17 protein-coding genes, 1 tRNA gene and 1 pseudogene are annotated in these 17119 nt (G+C 71.8%); 9 read left to right on the top strand and 10 right to left on the bottom strand.

Going from position 1 to position 17119, the window contains the following annotated elements; genetic code table 11:
- The first annotated feature begins 83 nt into the window (after positions 1–83).
- Both HNR22_RS23805 and greA read left to right on the top strand, forming a co-directional pair.
- The gene (locus HNR22_RS23805; protein WP_179782200.1) at positions 84–524 is read left to right on the top strand and encodes a DUF4307 domain-containing protein; all 441 of its coding nucleotides are present in this window, start codon (positions 84–86) and stop codon (positions 522–524) included.
- A 156-nt stretch (positions 525–680) separates the two neighbouring features.
- The gene (gene greA / locus HNR22_RS23800; RefSeq protein WP_179782199.1) at positions 681–1178 is read left to right on the top strand and encodes a transcription elongation factor GreA; all 498 of its coding nucleotides are present in this window, start codon (positions 681–683) and stop codon (positions 1176–1178) included.
- Between the two features lie 61 nt (positions 1179–1239).
- Here the strand turns inward: greA and ilvA are convergent, their stop codons facing one another.
- The 4 genes from ilvA to HNR22_RS23780 all read right to left on the bottom strand — a co-directional run bounded on the left by ilvA (position 1240) and on the right by HNR22_RS23780 (position 6393).
- Entirely contained in the window at positions 1240–2460 is a 1221-nt protein-coding gene (gene ilvA, locus HNR22_RS23795) for a threonine ammonia-lyase (protein WP_179782198.1), read from the bottom strand.
- A gap of 183 nt (positions 2461–2643) precedes the next feature.
- On the bottom strand, positions 2644–4053 hold the full coding sequence (locus HNR22_RS23790) for an amidase (RefSeq protein WP_179782197.1): 1410 nt from the start codon (positions 4051–4053) through the stop codon (positions 2644–2646).
- Between the two features lie 12 nt (positions 4054–4065).
- Positions 4066–5208, bottom strand: a complete 1143-nt coding sequence (locus HNR22_RS23785; protein WP_179782196.1) for a cystathionine gamma-synthase — start codon at positions 5206–5208, stop codon at positions 4066–4068.
- Between the two features lie 135 nt (positions 5209–5343).
- Entirely contained in the window at positions 5344–6393 is a 1050-nt protein-coding gene (locus HNR22_RS23780) for a hypothetical protein (RefSeq protein WP_179782195.1), read from the bottom strand.
- A 118-nt stretch (positions 6394–6511) separates the two neighbouring features.
- Between HNR22_RS23780 and HNR22_RS23775 the strand changes: the two genes are divergently transcribed.
- The 4 genes from HNR22_RS23775 (at position 6512) to HNR22_RS23760 (ending at position 9474) form a co-directional block, all read left to right on the top strand.
- Positions 6512–6934: an HIT family protein gene (locus tag HNR22_RS23775; RefSeq protein ID WP_179782194.1), complete on the top strand. Its 423-nt coding sequence runs from the start codon at positions 6512–6514 to the stop codon at positions 6932–6934.
- A gap of 75 nt (positions 6935–7009) precedes the next feature.
- Entirely contained in the window at positions 7010–7672 is a 663-nt protein-coding gene (gene msrA / locus HNR22_RS23770) for a peptide-methionine (S)-S-oxide reductase MsrA (protein WP_141907926.1), read from the top strand.
- Between the two features lie 366 nt (positions 7673–8038).
- Positions 8039–8968: a ribonuclease Z gene (locus tag HNR22_RS23765; RefSeq protein ID WP_179782193.1), complete on the top strand. Its 930-nt coding sequence runs from the start codon at positions 8039–8041 to the stop codon at positions 8966–8968.
- The gene (locus tag HNR22_RS23760; protein WP_179782192.1) at positions 8965–9474 is read left to right on the top strand and encodes a GNAT family N-acetyltransferase; all 510 of its coding nucleotides are present in this window, start codon (positions 8965–8967) and stop codon (positions 9472–9474) included. The genes HNR22_RS23765 and HNR22_RS23760 overlap by 4 nt, the downstream gene beginning before the upstream one ends.
- A gap of 152 nt (positions 9475–9626) precedes the next feature.
- Here HNR22_RS23760 and HNR22_RS23755 read toward each other — a convergent pair whose 3' ends face one another.
- A complete protein-coding gene (locus HNR22_RS23755) occupies positions 9627–10997 on the bottom strand; it encodes a cystathionine beta-synthase (RefSeq protein WP_179782191.1) in 1371 nt (456 codons plus the stop codon).
- Between the two features lie 71 nt (positions 10998–11068).
- Complete coding sequence (locus HNR22_RS23750) at positions 11069–11425, bottom strand: YkvA family protein (protein WP_179782190.1); 357 nt, start codon at positions 11423–11425, stop codon at positions 11069–11071.
- A gap of 150 nt (positions 11426–11575) precedes the next feature.
- Here HNR22_RS23750 and HNR22_RS23745 point away from each other — a divergent pair.
- From HNR22_RS23745 to HNR22_RS23735, 3 genes and pseudogenes are all read left to right on the top strand, one after another.
- A pseudogene (locus tag HNR22_RS23745) lies at positions 11576–12657 on the top strand (SGNH/GDSL hydrolase family protein); the annotation flags it as partial.
- On the top strand, positions 12649–13437 hold the full coding sequence (locus HNR22_RS23740) for an SGNH/GDSL hydrolase family protein (RefSeq protein WP_343060050.1): 789 nt from the start codon (positions 12649–12651) through the stop codon (positions 13435–13437). The pseudogene HNR22_RS23745 and the gene HNR22_RS23740, both read left to right, overlap by 9 nt.
- A 77-nt stretch (positions 13438–13514) precedes the next feature.
- Positions 13515–14777, top strand: a complete 1263-nt coding sequence (locus HNR22_RS23735) for an acetyl-CoA C-acetyltransferase (protein ID WP_179782187.1) — start codon at positions 13515–13517, stop codon at positions 14775–14777.
- A gap of 2 nt (positions 14778–14779) precedes the next feature.
- Here HNR22_RS23735 and HNR22_RS23730 read toward each other — a convergent pair whose 3' ends face one another.
- The 4 genes from HNR22_RS23730 to HNR22_RS23715 form a co-directional block, all read right to left on the bottom strand.
- A complete protein-coding gene (locus tag HNR22_RS23730) occupies positions 14780–15100 on the bottom strand; it encodes a hypothetical protein (protein ID WP_099850602.1) in 321 nt (106 codons plus the stop codon).
- Positions 15101–15188: 88 nt separating this feature from the next.
- On the bottom strand, positions 15189–15947 hold the full coding sequence (locus tag HNR22_RS23725; protein ID WP_179782186.1) for a Bax inhibitor-1/YccA family membrane protein: 759 nt from the start codon (positions 15945–15947) through the stop codon (positions 15189–15191).
- Positions 15948–16092: 145 nt separating this feature from the next.
- Complete coding sequence (locus HNR22_RS23720) at positions 16093–16908, bottom strand: Bax inhibitor-1/YccA family membrane protein (protein ID WP_179782185.1); 816 nt, start codon at positions 16906–16908, stop codon at positions 16093–16095.
- Between the two features lie 108 nt (positions 16909–17016).
- Positions 17017–17097 (bottom strand) — tRNA-Leu (locus HNR22_RS23715).
- Between the last annotated feature and the right edge of the window lie 22 nt (positions 17098–17119).

Raw genomic sequence — 17119 nt, 5'->3', positions numbered from 1 at the left:
TCCTGCCGCTGGACCGGGTGGGAGGATGGGACTCTGTCATTCTTGCTGATGCCGCCGACAACAACGCCAGGAGATACCCGCCGGTGACCGAGACGCACGCCACAATTTCACGAGGTGCTCCGGTTTTCCCGGCCGGGCGCTACGGCCGCCGCCGCGCACCGGGGGGACGGCTGCGACGCACGTTGCTGGCGGCGGTGGTGCTGCTGGCGCTCGTGGCCACGCTGACCGTGATCTCCGTCCGGCTCTACCGCCAGTACGGCGACCCGGTCTACGACGCCCAGGTGATCACCTACACCGACATTACGGACAATCAGGTGCTGGTCGACTTTCGGGTGACCGTGCCGTCGGGCGGATCGGCGGTCTGCCTGCTGCGTGCCCGGGACCGCGCGGGCGCCGAGGTGGCCCGCGAACAGGTCACGGTGACCGCCGAGCCCGGCAGCCGGCACGTGACGACCCGGCACCGCCTGGCCACCACCGCACGGCCGTTCATCGGTGAGGTCATGCGCTGCCGACCGGTGTCCTGACCTGCCATAACAGCCCCGGCCACGAGGGCTGGGAAGCACCTACGCGCGGTGTCGGATCCGGGCACCGGCGGTGATGGTCAGCACCCTGTGTCGTACTGCACTGGTAACTTGGTAGTTCACCTGTCAGCCAGCCACGCACAACTGAGGAGAACGCCTGTGTCCACTGGCAACGAGGCGCCCGCCACCTGGCTGTCGCAGGACGCGCACGACCGCCTCCAGGCCGAGCTCGACGAGCACATCGCCAACCGCCCGGCCATCGCGGCCGAGATCAACGCTCGGCGCGAGGAGGGTGACCTGCGGGAGAACGGCGGCTACCACGCCGCCCGCGAGGAGCAGGGCAAGGCCGAAGGTCGCATCCGCTACCTCCAGGAGCTGCTGCGCACTGCGAAGGTCGGCGAGGCGCCGACGGCGGACGCGGTCTCGCCCGGCATGGTCGTGACGATCTACTTCGATGACGACACCGACGACACCGAGACCTTCCTGCTCGGTTCGCGGGAGATCGCGGCCACCACCGACCTGACCGTCTACAGCCCCGAGTCGGCACTCGGCAAGGCGATCCTGGGCGGTCGGCCCGGGCAGACCTGCACCTACACGGCCCCGAGCGGCGCCGACATCAAGGTGACCGTGGTCAGCTTCGAGCCGTTCTCCGGCTGATCGGCGGCGGCCCTACGAGCCGCTCCCCAGCACCGCTTCCGAGGCGTGGCACCCACCGGTGTCACGCCTCGGCGGCGAAAACCACCTGGTAGCCACTGGCCCGCAGGGCGCTGATCAGCGTGTCCGAGTGCTCCACGCCCCGGGTCTCGACCGACAGCGCCACCTCCACCTCGCCGAGGCCGAGGTGTGGGTTGGCCCGCTGGTGCTCCACGTCCACGACGTTGGCCCGGTGCTCGGCGATCTGGCTGAGCAGCGACGCGAGTTGTCCCGGCCGGTCCGAGCAGCGCACGGTCACCCGCAGGTAGCGCCCCGCGGCGGCCAACCCGTGCTCGATCACCCGCAGCATCAGCAACGGGTCGATGTTGCCGCCGGACAGCACCGCGACCACCGGTGTCTCCACCTCGACCACGCCCGCCAGCAACGCGGCGACGCCGACCGCCCCGGCCGGCTCGACGACCTGCTTGCCGCGTTCCAGCAGCATCAACAGGGCCCGAGAGATGTCCTCCTCGGAGACCGTGACGATCTCGTCGACGAGTTTGCGCACATGGTTGAAGGTGATCTCCCCCGGCCGACCGACCGCGATGCCGTCGGCGATGGTGGAGAAGATGGGCAGCCGGACCGGCTCCCCGGCCACCAGCGAGGGCGGGAACGCCGCTGCACCGGCGGCCTGGACGCCGATGATCCGGACGTCCGGTCGCAACGCCTTCGCGGCCACCGCCATGCCCGAGATCAGCCCGCCACCACCCACCCCGGTGATGATCGTCTTCACCTCCGGGCACTGTTCGAGGATCTCCAGCGCCACCGTCCCCTGACCGGCGATCACGTCGGCGTGGTCGAACGGGTGGATCAGCACCGCGCCGGTGCGCTCGGCGTACGTGTGCGCGGCGACCAGCGACTCGTCGACGGTGTTGCCGGCCAACTCGACCTGCGCGCCGTACCCCTTGGTGGCTGCCACCTTCGGCAGCGGCGCGTTGACCGGCATGAAGACGGTGGCGTGCGTGCCGACCAGGCCGGCGGCGAGGGCGACGCCCTGCGCGTGGTTGCCCGCGCTGGCCGCGACCACCCCGCGCTCCCGCTCCGCGGCCGACAGCCGGGAGATCCGCACGTACGCGCCGCGCACCTTGTACGAACCGGCACGCTGCACGTTCTCGCACTTGAGCCAGGTCGGCCCGCCCAGTGCCGCGCTGAGCGGGCGGGAGGGCTCCAGCGGAGTGGTCCGGATGACGCCGGCGAGCAACTCCCGTGCGGCCCGCACGTCGTCGAGACTGACCAGTTCCGTCATGCCCCGATCGTGCCACCCGCCTCCGGAGTCCTTTGCGGCGACACCGGCCTCGACCGGTGCCTCACCCCGGCCCGGTGCGCTGATCCACTCGACATCCCTGATATCGCGGTATCCACCACACTGTGATGGCGCGATATCAGGAAGCCCCGGGTCCGCGCGATGATGCGCGCACATCGTAGACGATCATGCGGTGGCCGGCGACCCCGTTCCGACACGGGGATAGCCGGGGGCGTGGCGCACCCACGGGGCGGCCATCTCGAACTGGCCGGCCACACCGAGCAGCAGCAGCTCCGAGCCGGGCGGACCGACCAGTTGCACGGCGACCGGCAGGCCGTCCGGGCGCCGACCCACCGGCACCACGACCGCCGGCAGGCCGGCGATGTTCCACGGAGCGGCGTACGGGGCGTACCGGATGTTGGCTGTCATGTTCACCCGCCAGGACCGGTCCGACCAGCGGGCCGCCTCGGGCGGCGCGGTGGCCAGCGCCGGCGTGAGCAGCAGGTCGACCGAGTGGTCGGTGAAGAAATCGACCGACCGTTGCCGCCACGCGGCGCGGTCGGCCTCCCGCACGTAGCCGCGGCGCTGCGCCCACTCTCCCAGGGCGACGTGCCGCCGGGTACGCCGTTGCAGGCCACGCCGGTCCAGCCCGGAGGCCCGGACGTCGGTGGCGGCGGCGGCGAACCAGGTGGCGATGCCCTGAAGGCCGAGCGCGGTGGGGTAGACCGGGTCGGCGGGGACCGTGTCGTGCCCGGCGGCGGCGAGAAGCCGGCCGGCGGCGGCGACCGCGTCCCGGTTCGGCGCGTCGGGTGCGACACCGCGCACCGGCGAGCGCAGCGAGACGCCCACCCGCAGCCGCTGCGGCGGGACCAGCTTCTCGGGACGCCGGCCGGCGAGCACCGAGAAGCCGACCGCCGCGTCGGCGACGGTGCTGGTCAACATGCCGTGCTCGGTGAGGCCGAACCAGTCGTCCGCGCCGAGCTGACAGGGGACCACGCCGCGACCGGGCTTGAGCCCGACCAGGCCGCAACAGGCCGCGGGGATCCGGATCGAACCGAGGCCGTCGTTGCCGTGCGCGATCGGCACCAGCCCGGCGGCCACCGCGGCGGCCGCACCACCGGAGGACCCGCCGGGGGTACGCGTGCTGTCCCACGGGTTACGGGTCACCGCGCTGTCGTCGTCGGTGAGAGCCCACAGCCCAAGCTCCGGCATGCGGGTCACGCCGAGGATGACCGCGCCGGCCCCGCGCAGCCGACGCACCACCTCGTGGTCGGCCTCGGCGACGTCGCTGCGGGCGGCCGCCGACCCGTTCCAGGTGGGCAGGCCGGCGACCGGAGTGTTCTCCTTGACCGCCACCGGCACCCCGGCCAGCGGCAGGTTGGCCAGGTCCTCCTGCTCGTCGACCTTTTCCGCCTCGGTGATCGCCTCGCCGCCGCGAACGGCGCGGAACGCGGCCAGTTCGCGGTCGGCTCGGGAGATGTACTCGAGGTGGTCGGCGACGACCTGGGTGGCCGAGACGTCACCTCGGCGTACGCCCCGGGCGATCTGCTTGGCGGTCGCCCCGACCCAGGTCGCCTTGATGTCCTGCACGGCCATCCTCCCCAGCGGTCAGCCCAGCGCCTGCTCCAGATCGGCGAGCAGGTCGTCGACCGTCTCGATGCCGACAGACAGTCGCACGAGATCGCCGGGAACTTCAAGCGGCGAGCCGGCAGCACTTGCGTGTGTCATCCGACCCGGGTGCTCGATCAGGGATTCCACGCCGCCCAGCGACTCGGCGAGCACGAAGAGCTTGCTGCGGTTGCAGATCTCGACGGCGTGGTCCTCACCACCGGCGGCGCGGAACGAGATCATGCCGCCGAACCGGCGCATCTGCTTCGCGGCCACCTCGTGACCGGGGTGCGAGGGCAGCCCCGGGTAGATCACCTGGGCCACCTTGGCGTGCCCGTCGAGGTACGCGGCGAGCCGCTCGGCGTTGTCGCAGTGCCGGTCCATCCGTACCCCGAGGGTCTTGATGCCGCGCAGCGTGAGCCAGGCGTCGAACGGGCCGTTGATCGCGCCCATCGCGTTCTGGTGGTAGCGCAGCTCCTCGCCGAGTGCGGCGTCGGCGACGACGAGCGCGCCACCGACGACGTCGGAGTGCCCGCCGATGTACTTGGTGGTGGAGTGCACCACCACGTCCGCGCCGTGCGCGATCGGCTGCTGGAGGTACGGCGAGGCGAAGGTGTTGTCGACCACCAGCAGCGCGCCCGCGTCGTGCGCCACACCGGCCAGGGCGGCGATGTCGGCGATGCCGAGCAGCGGGTTGGTGGGCGTCTCCAGCCAGACGATCTTCGTGCGGCCGGGCTGCACCGCCGCCCGGATCGCGTCCGGGTCGGAGACCTTGGCCGGGGTGAACTCCAGGCCCCAGCGCTGGGCGACCCGGGCGAAGAGCCGGTACGTGCCGCCGTACGCGTCGTCCGGGATCACCACGTGGTCGCCCGGCTGGCACACGGCCCGCAGCAGGGTGTCCTCCGCCGCCAGGCCGCTGGCGAAGGCGAGCCCGACCGGTCCGCCCTCCAGCGCTGCCAGGCACTCCTGGAGCGCGTCGCGGGTCGGGTTGCCCGAGCGGCTGTACTCGTAGCCGAGTCGGGGCGCACCGACGGCGTCCTGCGCGTACGTGCTGGTCTGGTAGATCGGTGGGATCACCGCGCCGGTGCGGGCCTCAGGGTCCTGGCCGGCATGGATGGCGAGCGTCTCGAAGCCGTGGTTCATGCTGGTGAGGCTAATCCCCCGTCCCGAGGACTGGAACGGAACCTGTCCCGCCATCTCGTTTTCGCTCCCCGCGGGGCCGGACCGGATCGCATGGTCCGGCCCCGCGCGCCGGCCCGTGCTGGGCCGGTGGGCCGGTCAGCCGGCCGGAACGGGCAGGACGTGCAGGGTGGCCGGGTTGGCCCCGGTCCAGTCGTAGGAGACCGCATAGACCCGGGCTCCGTTGGGCGCCCAGGCCAGCGCGCCGGGGCTGAGTTCGTCGCCCAGCTCGAACTGGGCCAACGCGGTGCCGTCCGGCCGGAAGAGGAACACGTCCGGCGCGTAGGTGGCGTCCGCTCCGGCGGCGATCCTGCTGCCGTCGCGGGACACTTCGACGGCATTCGGGTACGCACCGGTCTGGTAGGTCGCCGAGGGGGTGCTGATGTCGGCGAACGGGAACGCCTGCACCTCGTACGGGGCACCGGAGGCGGTGAAGACGGTGGTGCCGGTGGGGTCGAGGGCGATGTCGCGCAGGTTGCTGCCGACCGCCATGAATTCGTTGGCCCTGGGCGCGCCCAGGGTGCCCCCGGTCCCGATCTCGTACGCATAGACCGATGCGGGGCTCAACCCCGTCTGCCCGGCCAGCAGCACCGAACGGTTCTGGCCGGCGGCGGCCAGCAGCGGGGCGCCGTAGTAACTCGAACCGGTGGACAGCCCGGTGGTCACCCGGGCCGGCTGGCGTCCCAGGTCGATCCGGCCGATGTTGCCACCCCACTGGTCGCAGCCGTAGCCGAACCACAGGTACCGGCCGGTCAACGCCAGCGACGACGGGCACTCGCCCGCGCCGGTGTCGTAGCGGGCCGACTCGATCAGGGAGCCGGTGTCGAAGGCGGCGATGGCGTTGGCGCTGGGCAGCGCCACGTAGAGGGTCTGCCGGTCGGCACTGAGCAGCAGGTCGGTGGGGCCGGGCAGGTCGGCCAGGGTGCCGACGAGTGCGCCGGTGGCGCTGGTCACCACGACGTCGGTGGAGGAGCGGCCACCGCTGACGAAGACCCGGTCACCAGCCGACACCACGTCGGCCACCTGGGTCAGCGGCAGCGGGGTGGCGGTCGGCGTGGCCGCCGCCACGGCGGGGCCCGGGAACGCGCCGGTGAGCAGCCCGGCGGTCAGTGCCGCCAGGGCCACGGTGGCGCCTCTTCTGGTCTGCAAGGTTCGTCCTTTCGGAGCACAGTCACACCTGCACTGATCCATTTCGATAGATGAGTACCACAGTCGGTGCGGGCGTGGGGGGCCCGCGCGTCGCCGGCCCGCCGCCTAGCCTGGGCGGATGAGCGGGTGCGTGTTCTGCGGGATCGTGGCGGGTGAGGTGCCGGCGTTCCGGGTCGCCGACACTCCGGACGGGGTGGCGTTCCTGGACACCCGGCCGGTGTTCAAGGGGCACGTGCTGGTGGTGCCCCGGGTTCACCTGGTGACCCTCGCCGAGTTGCCGTCCGACCTGCTGCCCGGCTACTTCGCGCTGGTCCGGCGTCTGGCGGTGGCCGTGGAGAACGGTCTGGGGGCCGGTGGGACGTTCGTCGCGATGAACAACAAGGTGTCCCAGTCCGTGCCGCACCTGCACACCCATGTGGTTCCGCGCACCAAGGGCGACGGGTTGCGGGGCTTCTTCTGGCCGCGCACCCGCTACGAGGACGACGCCGAGGCCCAGACGTACGCGGACCGGGTCGCCGCCGCACTCCCGGGCGGGGCCTGACTCACACCGGCGCGGGTAAGGAAGGTGGACCCACCGGTGTTACACGCTGGGAGAGGTACGAGAGGAGATCCCCACGTGTTTTTGCGCCGTATGAACGCCGAGATGGTTTCGCCCGACCAGGCCCTGCCGGGCCGTCCGATCGCCATGCCCGTCGCCGACCGCCACGAGGTGCTGGGCACCCCGCTGAAGGGCCCGTTCCCGGAGGGCCTGCAGGTCGCCGTGTTCGGGATGGGCTGTTTCTGGGGCGCCGAGCGGTTGTTCTGGACGCTGCCCGGTGTCTACACCACCTCCGCCGGCTACGCGGGTGGCGTCACCAGGAATCCGACGTACGAGGAGACGTGCTCCGGCCGCACCGGGCACGCCGAGGTCGTCCAGGTGGTGTACGACCCCAGCAAGATCACTTACGAGGACCTGCTGAAGGTCTTCTGGGAGAACCACGACCCGACCCAGGGCATGCGCCAGGGCAACGACGTGGGCACCCAGTACCGGTCGGCGATCTACACGACCACCGACGAGCAGCGGGCCATCGCGGAGTCGTCCCGGGACGCGTTCCAGCCGATCGTGACGCGCGCCGGCAAGGGTGAGATCACCACCGAGATCGCCCCGCTCGGCAGCTACTACTTCGCCGAGGACTACCACCAGCAGTATCTGGCACCGACCAAGAACCCGAACGGGTACTGCAACCACGGCCCGAACGGGCTGAGCTGCCCGGTCGGCGTGGCCCGTGTCGCCGGCTGACCACCGCCACCTGCACCAGCATGATGCCCGGCCGCCGATGAGGCGGCCGGGCATTCCCATCTGACCGTGTGATCGAAATCCGTTGCCGAGCCCGCCGAGAACTCGATAACGTGGCCGTACACGTGAAGGGAGGTGGTCCAGACTTGTATAGCAATCGGACTCGTGAGGTGGCTGTCAGCTAGCCGCTGTCCTCGACAGTGATCGGCCCGCCGCAAGGCGGGCAACAGCACCATCGTCGAGACCGTGTGGCAGCGGTGCGGCGAATCCACGACAGCCACCCGACCCCCGGGGTGCCGGCCAAGTCCAGCCGGCCCGCGCAACAGCGCGGAGCGCCCCGGGGGTCGCTCCATATCCGGAGGACCGGCGATGTCCATGCGCGAGCTGGTGGTGCTCGGGACGGCCAGCCAGGCGCCGACCCGTCAGCGCAACCACAACGGGTACGTGTTGCGCTGGGACGACGAGGTGATCCTCTTCGACCCGGGTGAGGGCAGCCAGCGTCAGCTCCTGCACACCACTGTCACGGCCACCGACCTCACCCGGATCTGCGTCACCCACTTCCACGGCGACCACTGCCTCGGCCTGCCCGGCACCATCCAGCGACTCTCCCTGGACCGGGTGCCGCACCCGGTCGCCGTGCACTTCCCGGCCGGCGGGGCCGAATACTTCGCCCGGCTCCGGCACGCGACCTCCTTCTACGAGACCGCCGAACTCCAGGTCACCCCGATCGAGACGGACGGGCAACGGATCGCGCTGAGCTGCGGCACGTTGGAGGCACGCCGACTGCGGCACCCCATCGAGACGTACGGCTACCGGCTGGTCGAGCCGGACGGCCACCGGATGTTGCCGGAGAAGCTGACCGCGTACGGCATCGCCGGGCCGGCTGTCGGCGAGCTGATTCGCGTCGGGCACCTCGACCTCGACGGACGTCGCGTCACCCGCGACGAGGTGAGCGAGCCCCGGCCGGGGCAGCGGTTCGCGTTCGTGATGGACACCGGCCTCTGCGACGGGGTGTACGCCCTCGCCGAGCACGCCGACCTGCTGGTCATCGAGTCGACCTTCCTGGAGTCGGAGGCCGCGCTCGCCGCCGAGGTCGGCCACCTGACCGCGGCGCAGGCCGCCCGGGTGGCGACCGAGTCCGGGGTACGCCGGCTCGTGCTCACCCACTTTTCCCAGCGCTACTCCGACCCGCGCCGGTTCCACGACGAGGCACGTGCGCACTTCGACGGTGACCTGATCATCGCCGAGGACCTGACCGTGGTGCAGCTCCCACCCCGCCGGGTAGCCTCGGCCGGATGACCGTCACGCTCCGCCCAGCAACCGGTGACGACCTGATGGCGGTGGGCGCCCTGCACCAACGCTCCCGGGTCGCCACGTACTCCTCGTTCCTGCCGGCCGAGGCGCTGGCCGACCCGACGCCGGAGGCGATGGGGCGGTACTGGGTCGAGCGGTGGCAGTGGGAGCGGGACACCCACCGGATGTTCGTCGCCGAGCGGGCCGGGACGCTGGTCGGGTTCAGCTACCTGGGCCCGGACGACGAGGACGACCTGGTGACCGGGCTGCTGAACGCGATCCACCTGGACCCTGCCGAGCAGGGCCGGGGCGTCGGCCGCGCGCTGATGATGGACGCGCTGGACGCCATGCGGGCGCGAGGATGGCAGCGGGCGGCGCTCTGGGTGCTCCGGGACAACGCCCACGCCCGCGCCTTCTACCAGCGCGGCGGCTGGACCCCGACCGGAGCGGAGCGTGTGGAGCGCATCGGCCCGGCCCCCACACTCCAACTGCGCTACGCCCGCCCTCTCTGAGCAGTCCTCGCCCGCGCCTTTGCTCTGCTTACCAATAAGCACCAGCGGTGGACCGCGACCGTGACCGTGGGTGGTGCGTATGCGTATGCAGAGCAAAGGGCGCGACAGGGTGGCCTGGCGCCCCGCCCACAGGCGGGGCACCAGGACGGGACTCAGTGGGCGCCGAGGTGGGACAACAGGTCCTGGCGGGTGAGGACGCCCTTGGGCTTGCCGTCGACCAGGACCAGCGCGGCGTCGGACTTCTCCAGCAGGCCGACGGCCTCGCTGACCGGCTGACCGCCACCGATCATCGGCAGCGGGTCGCCCATGTGCCGCTCGATGGTGTCGTGCAGGTGGGCCTGGCCGGTGAAGAGCGCGTCGAGCAGGTCCCGCTCGGCGATCGAGCCGGCGACCTCACCGGTCACCACCGGCGGCTCGGCCTTGAGCACCGGCAGCTGCGAGACGCCGTACTCGCGCATGTAGTCGATCGCGTCGCGGACCGTCTCGGTCGGGTGCACGTGCACCAGCTCGGGCAGCCCGCCCGGCTTGCTGGCCAGCGCGTCGGCCACCGTCGGCTCGGCGCCGGAGTTGTCGAGGAAGCCGTACCGGGCCATCCACGAGTCGTTGAAGATCTTCGAGAGGTAGCCCCGGCCGCCGTCCGGCAACAGCACCACCACCACGTCGTCCGGGCCGGCCTTGCGGGCGACCTCCAGCGCGGCGACCACCGCCATCCCGCAGGAGCCACCGACCAGCAGCCCCTCCTCGCGGGCCAACCGCCGGGTCATCTCGAAGGACGCCTTGTCGGACACCTCGACGATCTCGTCGGCGACACCCTGGTCGTACGTCTCCGGCCAGAAGTCCTCGCCGACGCCCTCCACCAGGTACGGACGGCCGGTGCCCCCGGAGTAGACCGAACCTTCCGGGTCCGCTCCGATGATGCGCACCCGACCCTCGGAGGCCTCCTTGAGGTAGCGCCCGATGCCGGAGATCGTGCCGCCGGTGCCCACACCGGTCACGAAGTGGGTGAGCCCACCCTCGGTCTGCTTCCACAGCTCCGGGCCGGTGGTCTCGTAGTGCGAGCGCGGGTTGGCCGGGTTGCTGTACTGGTTGGGCTTCCAGGCGCCCGGGATCTCCCGGGTCAGCCGGTCGGAGACGTTGTAGTACGAGCGCGGGTCCTCCGGAGCGACAGCGGTCGGGCAGACCACCACCTCGGCGCCGTACGCCCGGAGCACGTCCTGCTTGTCCTGGCTGACCTTGTCGGGGCAGACGAAGACGCACTTGTAGCCCTTGAGCTGGGCGACCAGGGCCAGCCCGACGCCGGTGTTGCCGCTGGTCGGCTCGACGATGGTGCCGCCGGGCTTGAGCAGGCCGGCGGCCTCGGCGTCCTCCACCATCCGCAGCGCGATCCGGTCCTTCACCGAGCCGCCCGGGTTGACGTACTCCACCTTGGCCAGCACGGTGGCCTGGATGCCCTCGGTGACGTTACGCAGACGTACCAGCGGGGTGTTGCCGATCATGTCGACGACGTTGTCGTAGTACTGCACGGTGTGCCCTTCGTTGCGGCGCCGGCGACCGCGGCCGGGCAGACGTTTCCTCGCGTCCAGCGTACGTGCCGTCAGGGCACCAGCCCCCCGGGGATGACCGAGCTGCGGCGGGCTTCCCACTCCAGGAAGCGATCGGTCTCGGCGAGCACGCTGCCGGCCAGCCACGTGATCATGACCGCGTCGTCGGCGAGCCCGAAGATCATCAGCGGGATCTCCGGCAGCAGGTCGATCGGCGAGACGATGTACGCCGTGGCGGCGGTCATCAGGGCCAGCCGCAGGCCGCCGTCGTACTCCCCCCTGGTGGTGGCCCGGATCATCCGGGGCAGCGCGGCCAACCGCGTGCCCAACGAGGGCCCACCGCGGGCCCCAGCTGCCAGTGCCCGCGCGAGGGCCGTGAACGCCGCGCTGCGCTTCAGTGTCTTCCCCATCGTCGCGCTCCTCTCCGCCGGATCAGCGTGGCGGGTCGGCGCAAGTCGGCCGGCCTCTCCTGGACAGATACCCCGTCGCGTCGGTTTCCAGGCACCGGAGTGCCGTCGCGACGACAGCGGCGTGTCGGGCCGGCGCGATAATGTCGTGGTATGGGGGTGGCTGATTCCGCCGTACCCGGCGGAGAGCACTGGCGGCAGGCCCGGCGGTTCGCCCGCCTGGCGGCCATCGGGACGGGCGCCACCGCGGCGGCCGCGGTGGCGACCGGCGGGGTGCTGCTCGGCCAGGCCCGGCAGGCCCGACGCACCATCCCGATGGCCGAGGCACCGCCGCCACGCTGCGACGGGATGTACGGCGCGAAGTTCCCCGGCCCCACGCTCACCATGGTCGTGCTCGGTGACTCCTCGGCGGCCGGCTACGGGGTGCACCGTCGCCGGGAGACACCTGGCGCGCTGCTCGCCACCGGCCTGTCCCGTCGGCTGCAACGACCGGTGCGACTGCGCCGCTTCGCGGTGGTCGGTGCCATCTCCTCGGTGCTGCGGCACCAGGTGGAGGCGGCGCTGGAGTGCCGCCCCGACATCGCGGTGATCCTCATCGGCGGCAACGACATCACCAACCGCACCCCGCGTGGGCTGGCGGTTCGCTACCTGGTCGAGGCGGTGCACACGCTGCGTGACGCCGGCTGCGAGGTGGTCGTCGGCACCTGCCCCGACCTGGGCGCGATCCGCCCGATCCAACCCCCGCTGCGGTGGCTGGCGCACCGGTGGAGCCGCCAACTCGCCGCGGCCCAGACGGTCGCGGTGGTCGAGGCAGGCGGTTGGACGGTCTCCCTCGGTGATCTGCTCGGCCCCCGGTTCACCGCCGAGCCGACCCGGATGTTCGCCTGGGACCGGTTCCATCCCTCCGCCGAGGGGTACGCGATGGCCGCCGCGGCGCTCCTGCCGACGATGCTCTCCGCGCTCGGCGCGGGGCAGGAACGACGGGCCACACCGACCCGGGGCGAGGGCGTACGGTCGCTGCCGGAGGCCGCGCAGCAGGCGGCCCGGCACGCCGGCACGGAGGTCAGCGGCACCCAGGTCCGGGGCCGCGACCGAGGGCCGGCGGGCCGGTGGGCGCAGTTGCGCCGGCGGGCGTTCTTCGGTGTCGGTGCGGTGCCGCAGCACGGATCCGCCTCGGACACGTCGACAGTGGAGGGACTGGCATGAACGAGCGCAGCGAGCGGGGCGTGATCTCCGGCCTCGCCGGCCGACTGGGCCGGGCGACGGCGTTCTCGCTGCTCGCCGGCACCGTGGGCGGCGCTGCCGTCCTGGCCGGCGAGGCGTTCGTGGCCCGGCACCGGCGGTACGCCCAACCAGAGCTGGGGCTGGCCCTGCGGGCCACGATCGGCCGGGCTGGGGCTCCGCCGTTGCGGCTGGTGCTGCTCGGTGACTCGTCAGCGCTGGGCGTGGGCGTCGACCGGCTCGAGGACACCATCGGCGGGCAGTTGGCCAACCTGCTCGCCGAGGGCCCGACCGGCCGGCGGGTGCACCTGTCCAGCGTCGGCGTCTCCGGGTCCCGCTCGACCGACCTGGCCACCCAGGTGGCCCGGGCCCTGCTCGGTGAGCGGCCCGACGTGGCGCTGATCCTGATCGGCGCGAACGACGCCACCGGGCTGCGCCGGCCCGTCGACGCGGCGGCCTATCTCGCTGCCGCGGTGCACCGCCTGCGGGAGGCGCGGGTCGAGGTGGTGGTGGGCACGTGCCCCGATCTCGGCGCGGTGCGTGCCATCGCGCCTCCTCTGCGCCAGGTGGTCGGCTGGTCCGGGCGTCGGATGGCCCGTGCGCAGACCACGGCCGTGCTGGATGCTGGCGGCTCGGTGGTCGACCTGGGCACCGAGACCGGGCCGGTGTTCCGGGCCGACGCGGGGACGCTCTGCCACGACGGCTTCCACCCCTCCGCCGACGGTTACCGGGTGTGGGCGCACGCGCTGCTGCCCGCCGTCGCCGCCGCCGCGACGGTCGCCACCCGGCGCTAGATCGTTCCCGGTCAGGGTGACATTTCCCGCCGCGCCGGCTTCTTCCGCGCATGTTACCGGCGGGTTAACGTTGGTCCATGCCGATTGAGTCGTCCCGCGACGCCGTCATCGTCGCCACCGCCCGCTCCCCCATCGGCCGGGCGCACAAGGGGTCCCTGCGCGACGTCCGCTCCGACGACCTCGCCGCGACCATCGTCCAGGCCGCCCTGGACAAGATCCCCCAGCTCGACCCGACCACGATCGACGACCTCTACCTCGGGTGTGGCCTGCCCGGTGGCGAGCAGGGCTTCAACATGGCCCGGGTGGTGTCCACACTGCTCGGTCTGGACACTGTGCCCGGCGCCACGCTGACCCGCTACTGCGCCTCGTCGTTGCAGACCACCCGGATGGCGATGCACGCGATCCGGGCCGGCGAGGGTGACGTGTTCGTCTCCGCCGGCGTGGAGATGGTCTCCCGCTACGCCCGGGGCAGCTCCGACGGGCTGCCTCCCGAGGCACAGGCCCTCGTCGGCGGCGGCTGGGAAAACCCGCGCTTCGGCGCGGCCGCCGAGCGCTCGAAGCGCCGTGCACAGGGCGGCGCCGAGGTGTGGACCGACCCGCGTGAGGCCGGTGAGCTGCCCGACATCTACCTGACCATGGGGCAGACCGCGGAAAACCTGGCCCAGGTTCACGACGTGAGCCGCGCCGACATGGACGAGTTCGGCGTACGCAGCCAGAACCTCGCCGAGAAGGCCATCGCCGACGGCTTCTGGGCCCGGGAGATCACCCCGGTCACCACGCCGAACGGCACCGTGGTGAGCACCGACGACGGTCCCCGTGCGGGCGTCACGCTCGACGCGGTCTCCGGTCTCAAGCCGGTGTTCCGCCCGGACGGCCGCATCACCGCGGGCAACTGCTGCCCGCTCAACGACGGCGCGGCCGCCGTGGTGGTGATGAGCGCCCAGCGGGCCGAGGAGCTCGGGCTCACCCCGCTGGCCCGGATCGTCTCCACCGGTGTGACCGCCCTGTCGCCGGAGATCATGGGCCTCGGCCCCGTCGAGGCGTCCCGGCAGGCCCTGAAGCGGGCCGGCATGACCATCGACGACGTCGACCTCGTGGAGATCAACGAGGCGTTCGCCGCGCAGGTCATCCCCTCCTATCGCCAGTTGGGCATCCCGGAGGAGAAGCTGAACGTGATGGGCGGCGCGATTGCGGTCGGTCACCCGTTCGGCATGACCGGCGCACGGATCACCGGCACCCTGCTCAACGCCCTGGAGTGGCACGACAAGACCATCGGTCTGGAGACCATGTGCGTGGGCGGCGGCCAGGGCATGGCCATGGTGCTCGAGCGGCTGAACTGACCTCAGAGCGCGCTGCGGGTCGCCGCCACCTCGGCGGCGGCCCGGGCCAACGCCTCTGCCCCCGGGTCGGCGGCCAGCAGGTCCGCTGTCACCACCCGTAGCTGATCGGGCAGGGCCAGGTCGTTGTCGAGCCGGGGCACGACCCGACGCGGCTCTCCCTCGGCGTCGGCGGCCAGGTTGGCGATCTCCTGCACCAGACGGTGCACCAGGTCGGCGCGGGACACGTTGCCGGCGGTCGCGATGGCCGACCAGCGTGGCTGCTGCCAGTGCACGATCTGACGGACCAGCAACTGCATGGCCTTGTCCAACTCCGCTGCGCTCATCGCCGCCGAGTCTACGGCCGGCCGGCGCGGAGCCCGAGATAGACTCGATTACCCGGGAAACCGCGACCCGGACATCCCGGCGGGCTGGTCAACGGCGCAGATAACTGAGCAGCCGCAGCAGCTGCCAGTAGAGGAAGACCAACCCGGTGAGCAGGCCGAACGCGCTCAGCCACGCGTACCGGCGGGGTCGACCGTCGCGCACCGAACGCTCGACGAGGTCGAAGTCGAGGATGAAGCTGAACGCCCCGGCGATGATGGCCACCACCGAGAAGGCGTACGGCAGCCAGCCGACCTGCCCGCTGACGCTGTAGACCTCCAGCCCCGGTCGCCCGGAGATCAGGTACGACACCAGGTTGACGACGCTGAGCACGGCGATGCCGAGCAACGTGCCGATCACCAGGCGAGCCAGCCGGGGCGTAGCCCGGATCACCCGGGCCCGGTAGAGCGCCGCCATGCCGAGGAAGACGCCGAAGGTGCCGGCCACCGCCTGCACCACGATGCCCGGATAGACCTGCTCGAACGCGCGACTCGCCACCCCCAGCAGCAGGCCTTGGAGCAGGGCGTAGCCGACGATCGGCACCGGGTTGGTGATCCCCCGCAGCGAGATGACCAGGACCAGCGCGATCGACGCGAGGGCGCTGCCGGCCAGTGCGGCACCCAACCAGGCCACGTCGGGGATCACCACCCAGGACACCGCCGCGGTCGCGCCGGTGACGACCAGCAGTCCGACGGTACGGACCACCACGTCGTCGACCGTCATCGGCTCGACGTCGCGGGAGCCGAGCACCCGGGCCTCCACCCGGCCGGTCTCGTCCAGCCGGTTGAGCACCGGGTTGTTGCTGCGCACCGCCGCCTCCTTCGCCCGCGTACCCCTCGCAGTCACTCTGCCCCGGGCGGCCCGGCGCTGGCGGCGAAACGGCGGGCCCGGTGCGAACGACGGCGCCCGCCCCCGCCAGAGCGGGAGCGGGCGCCGGTCGGCAGCGCGGACGAGGTCAGTCGTCGCCCTGGAAGTAGCTCAGCATGCGCAGGATCTCGATGTAGAGCCAGACCAGGCTGACCAGGATGCCGAACGCGGCCACCCAGGAGTAGCGCTGCGGCAGGCCCATCCGGACGCCATCCTCGATCTCCTTGAAGCTGAGCACGAAGCTCAACGAGGCGACCACGATGCAGACCAGGCTGAAACCGATCGCCAGCGGGCTGCCGTCACGCAGGCCCGTGTTGACGCCGAACATGGCCAGCACGAAGTTGATCAGCATGACGGCGAAGAGGCCGACCATCACCGCGATCATGCCCTTGACGAAGGCCGGGGTGGCCCGGATGACCTTCGCCTTGTAGAGCATCGCCATCAGGAAGAAGATGCCGAAGCTGGCCACCGCGGCCTGGAGCACGATGCCGTCGTAGCGCGTCTCGAACGCCTTGCTCACCATGCCGACGAAGACGCCCTCGACGAGCGCGTACGCGATGACGAGTGCCGGGTTGGCCATCCGGGAGAACGAGATGATCAGGCCAAGGACCAGGCCGACCACCGCCGCGCCGATCCAGGCGGTGCCGACCAGCGAGTCGGGCACGAGCACCCAGGCGGCCGCGGCGGTGATGCCGAGGATGCCGAGCAGAGCGACCGTCTTGACGACCACGTCGTCGACGGTCATGGGCGCCACGGTGGGCGGCGCAGCCGGGTAACCGGCCTGGGACGGGTACTGCTGGGGAATGCCGGGCTGTCCGTACGGCCCGGCCGGGGCGTACCCGGCGGAGCGCTCCCGCTCGGCCGCTTGGCCGAGCCGGGCGAGCACCGGGTTCGAGGTCTTCACTGTCTGGCCTCCCTCAGGGGGTCGTTTGCACGTGAACGTGCCCTCCAAGAGTAAACGGCGCAGCCAAGTCCTGGTGATCACGAATGAGAATGCGTGGGAGCCGACCGGTGCCCGGGGCGGGGGTCGAACCCGCACGCCTTTCGGCAGCCGCTTTTAAGGCGGCCGTGTCTGCCTTTCCACCACCCGGGCGGGTGGCACCGGCGCGCCGACA

This window comes from Micromonospora jinlongensis, from assembly GCF_013410645.1.
Classification (GTDB): Bacteria; Actinomycetota; Actinomycetes; order Mycobacteriales; family Micromonosporaceae; genus Micromonospora; species Micromonospora zamorensis.
This window is presented reverse-complemented; position numbering and strand designations above follow the sequence as displayed.

Coding starts and splice junctions, on each gene's coding strand:
- HNR22_RS23730 (WP_099850602.1), bottom strand. CDS start 15,100: ATGAGCGCAGCGGAGTTGGACAAGGCCATGCAGTTGCTGGTCCGTCAG.
- HNR22_RS23765 (WP_179782193.1), top strand. CDS start 8,039: ATGTCCATGCGCGAGCTGGTGGTGCTCGGGACGGCCAGCCAGGCGCCG.
- HNR22_RS23790 (WP_179782197.1), bottom strand. CDS start 4,053: ATGGCCGTGCAGGACATCAAGGCGACCTGGGTCGGGGCGACCGCCAAG.
- HNR22_RS23735 (WP_179782187.1), top strand. CDS start 13,515: ATGCCGATTGAGTCGTCCCGCGACGCCGTCATCGTCGCCACCGCCCGC.
- HNR22_RS23760 (WP_179782192.1), top strand. CDS start 8,965: ATGACCGTCACGCTCCGCCCAGCAACCGGTGACGACCTGATGGCGGTG.
- HNR22_RS23785 (WP_179782196.1), bottom strand. CDS start 5,208: ATGAACCACGGCTTCGAGACGCTCGCCATCCATGCCGGCCAGGACCCT.
- ilvA (WP_179782198.1), bottom strand. CDS start 2,460: ATGACGGAACTGGTCAGTCTCGACGACGTGCGGGCCGCACGGGAGTTG.
- HNR22_RS23775 (WP_179782194.1), top strand. CDS start 6,512: ATGAGCGGGTGCGTGTTCTGCGGGATCGTGGCGGGTGAGGTGCCGGCG.
- HNR22_RS23750 (WP_179782190.1), bottom strand. CDS start 11,425: ATGGGGAAGACACTGAAGCGCAGCGCGGCGTTCACGGCCCTCGCGCGG.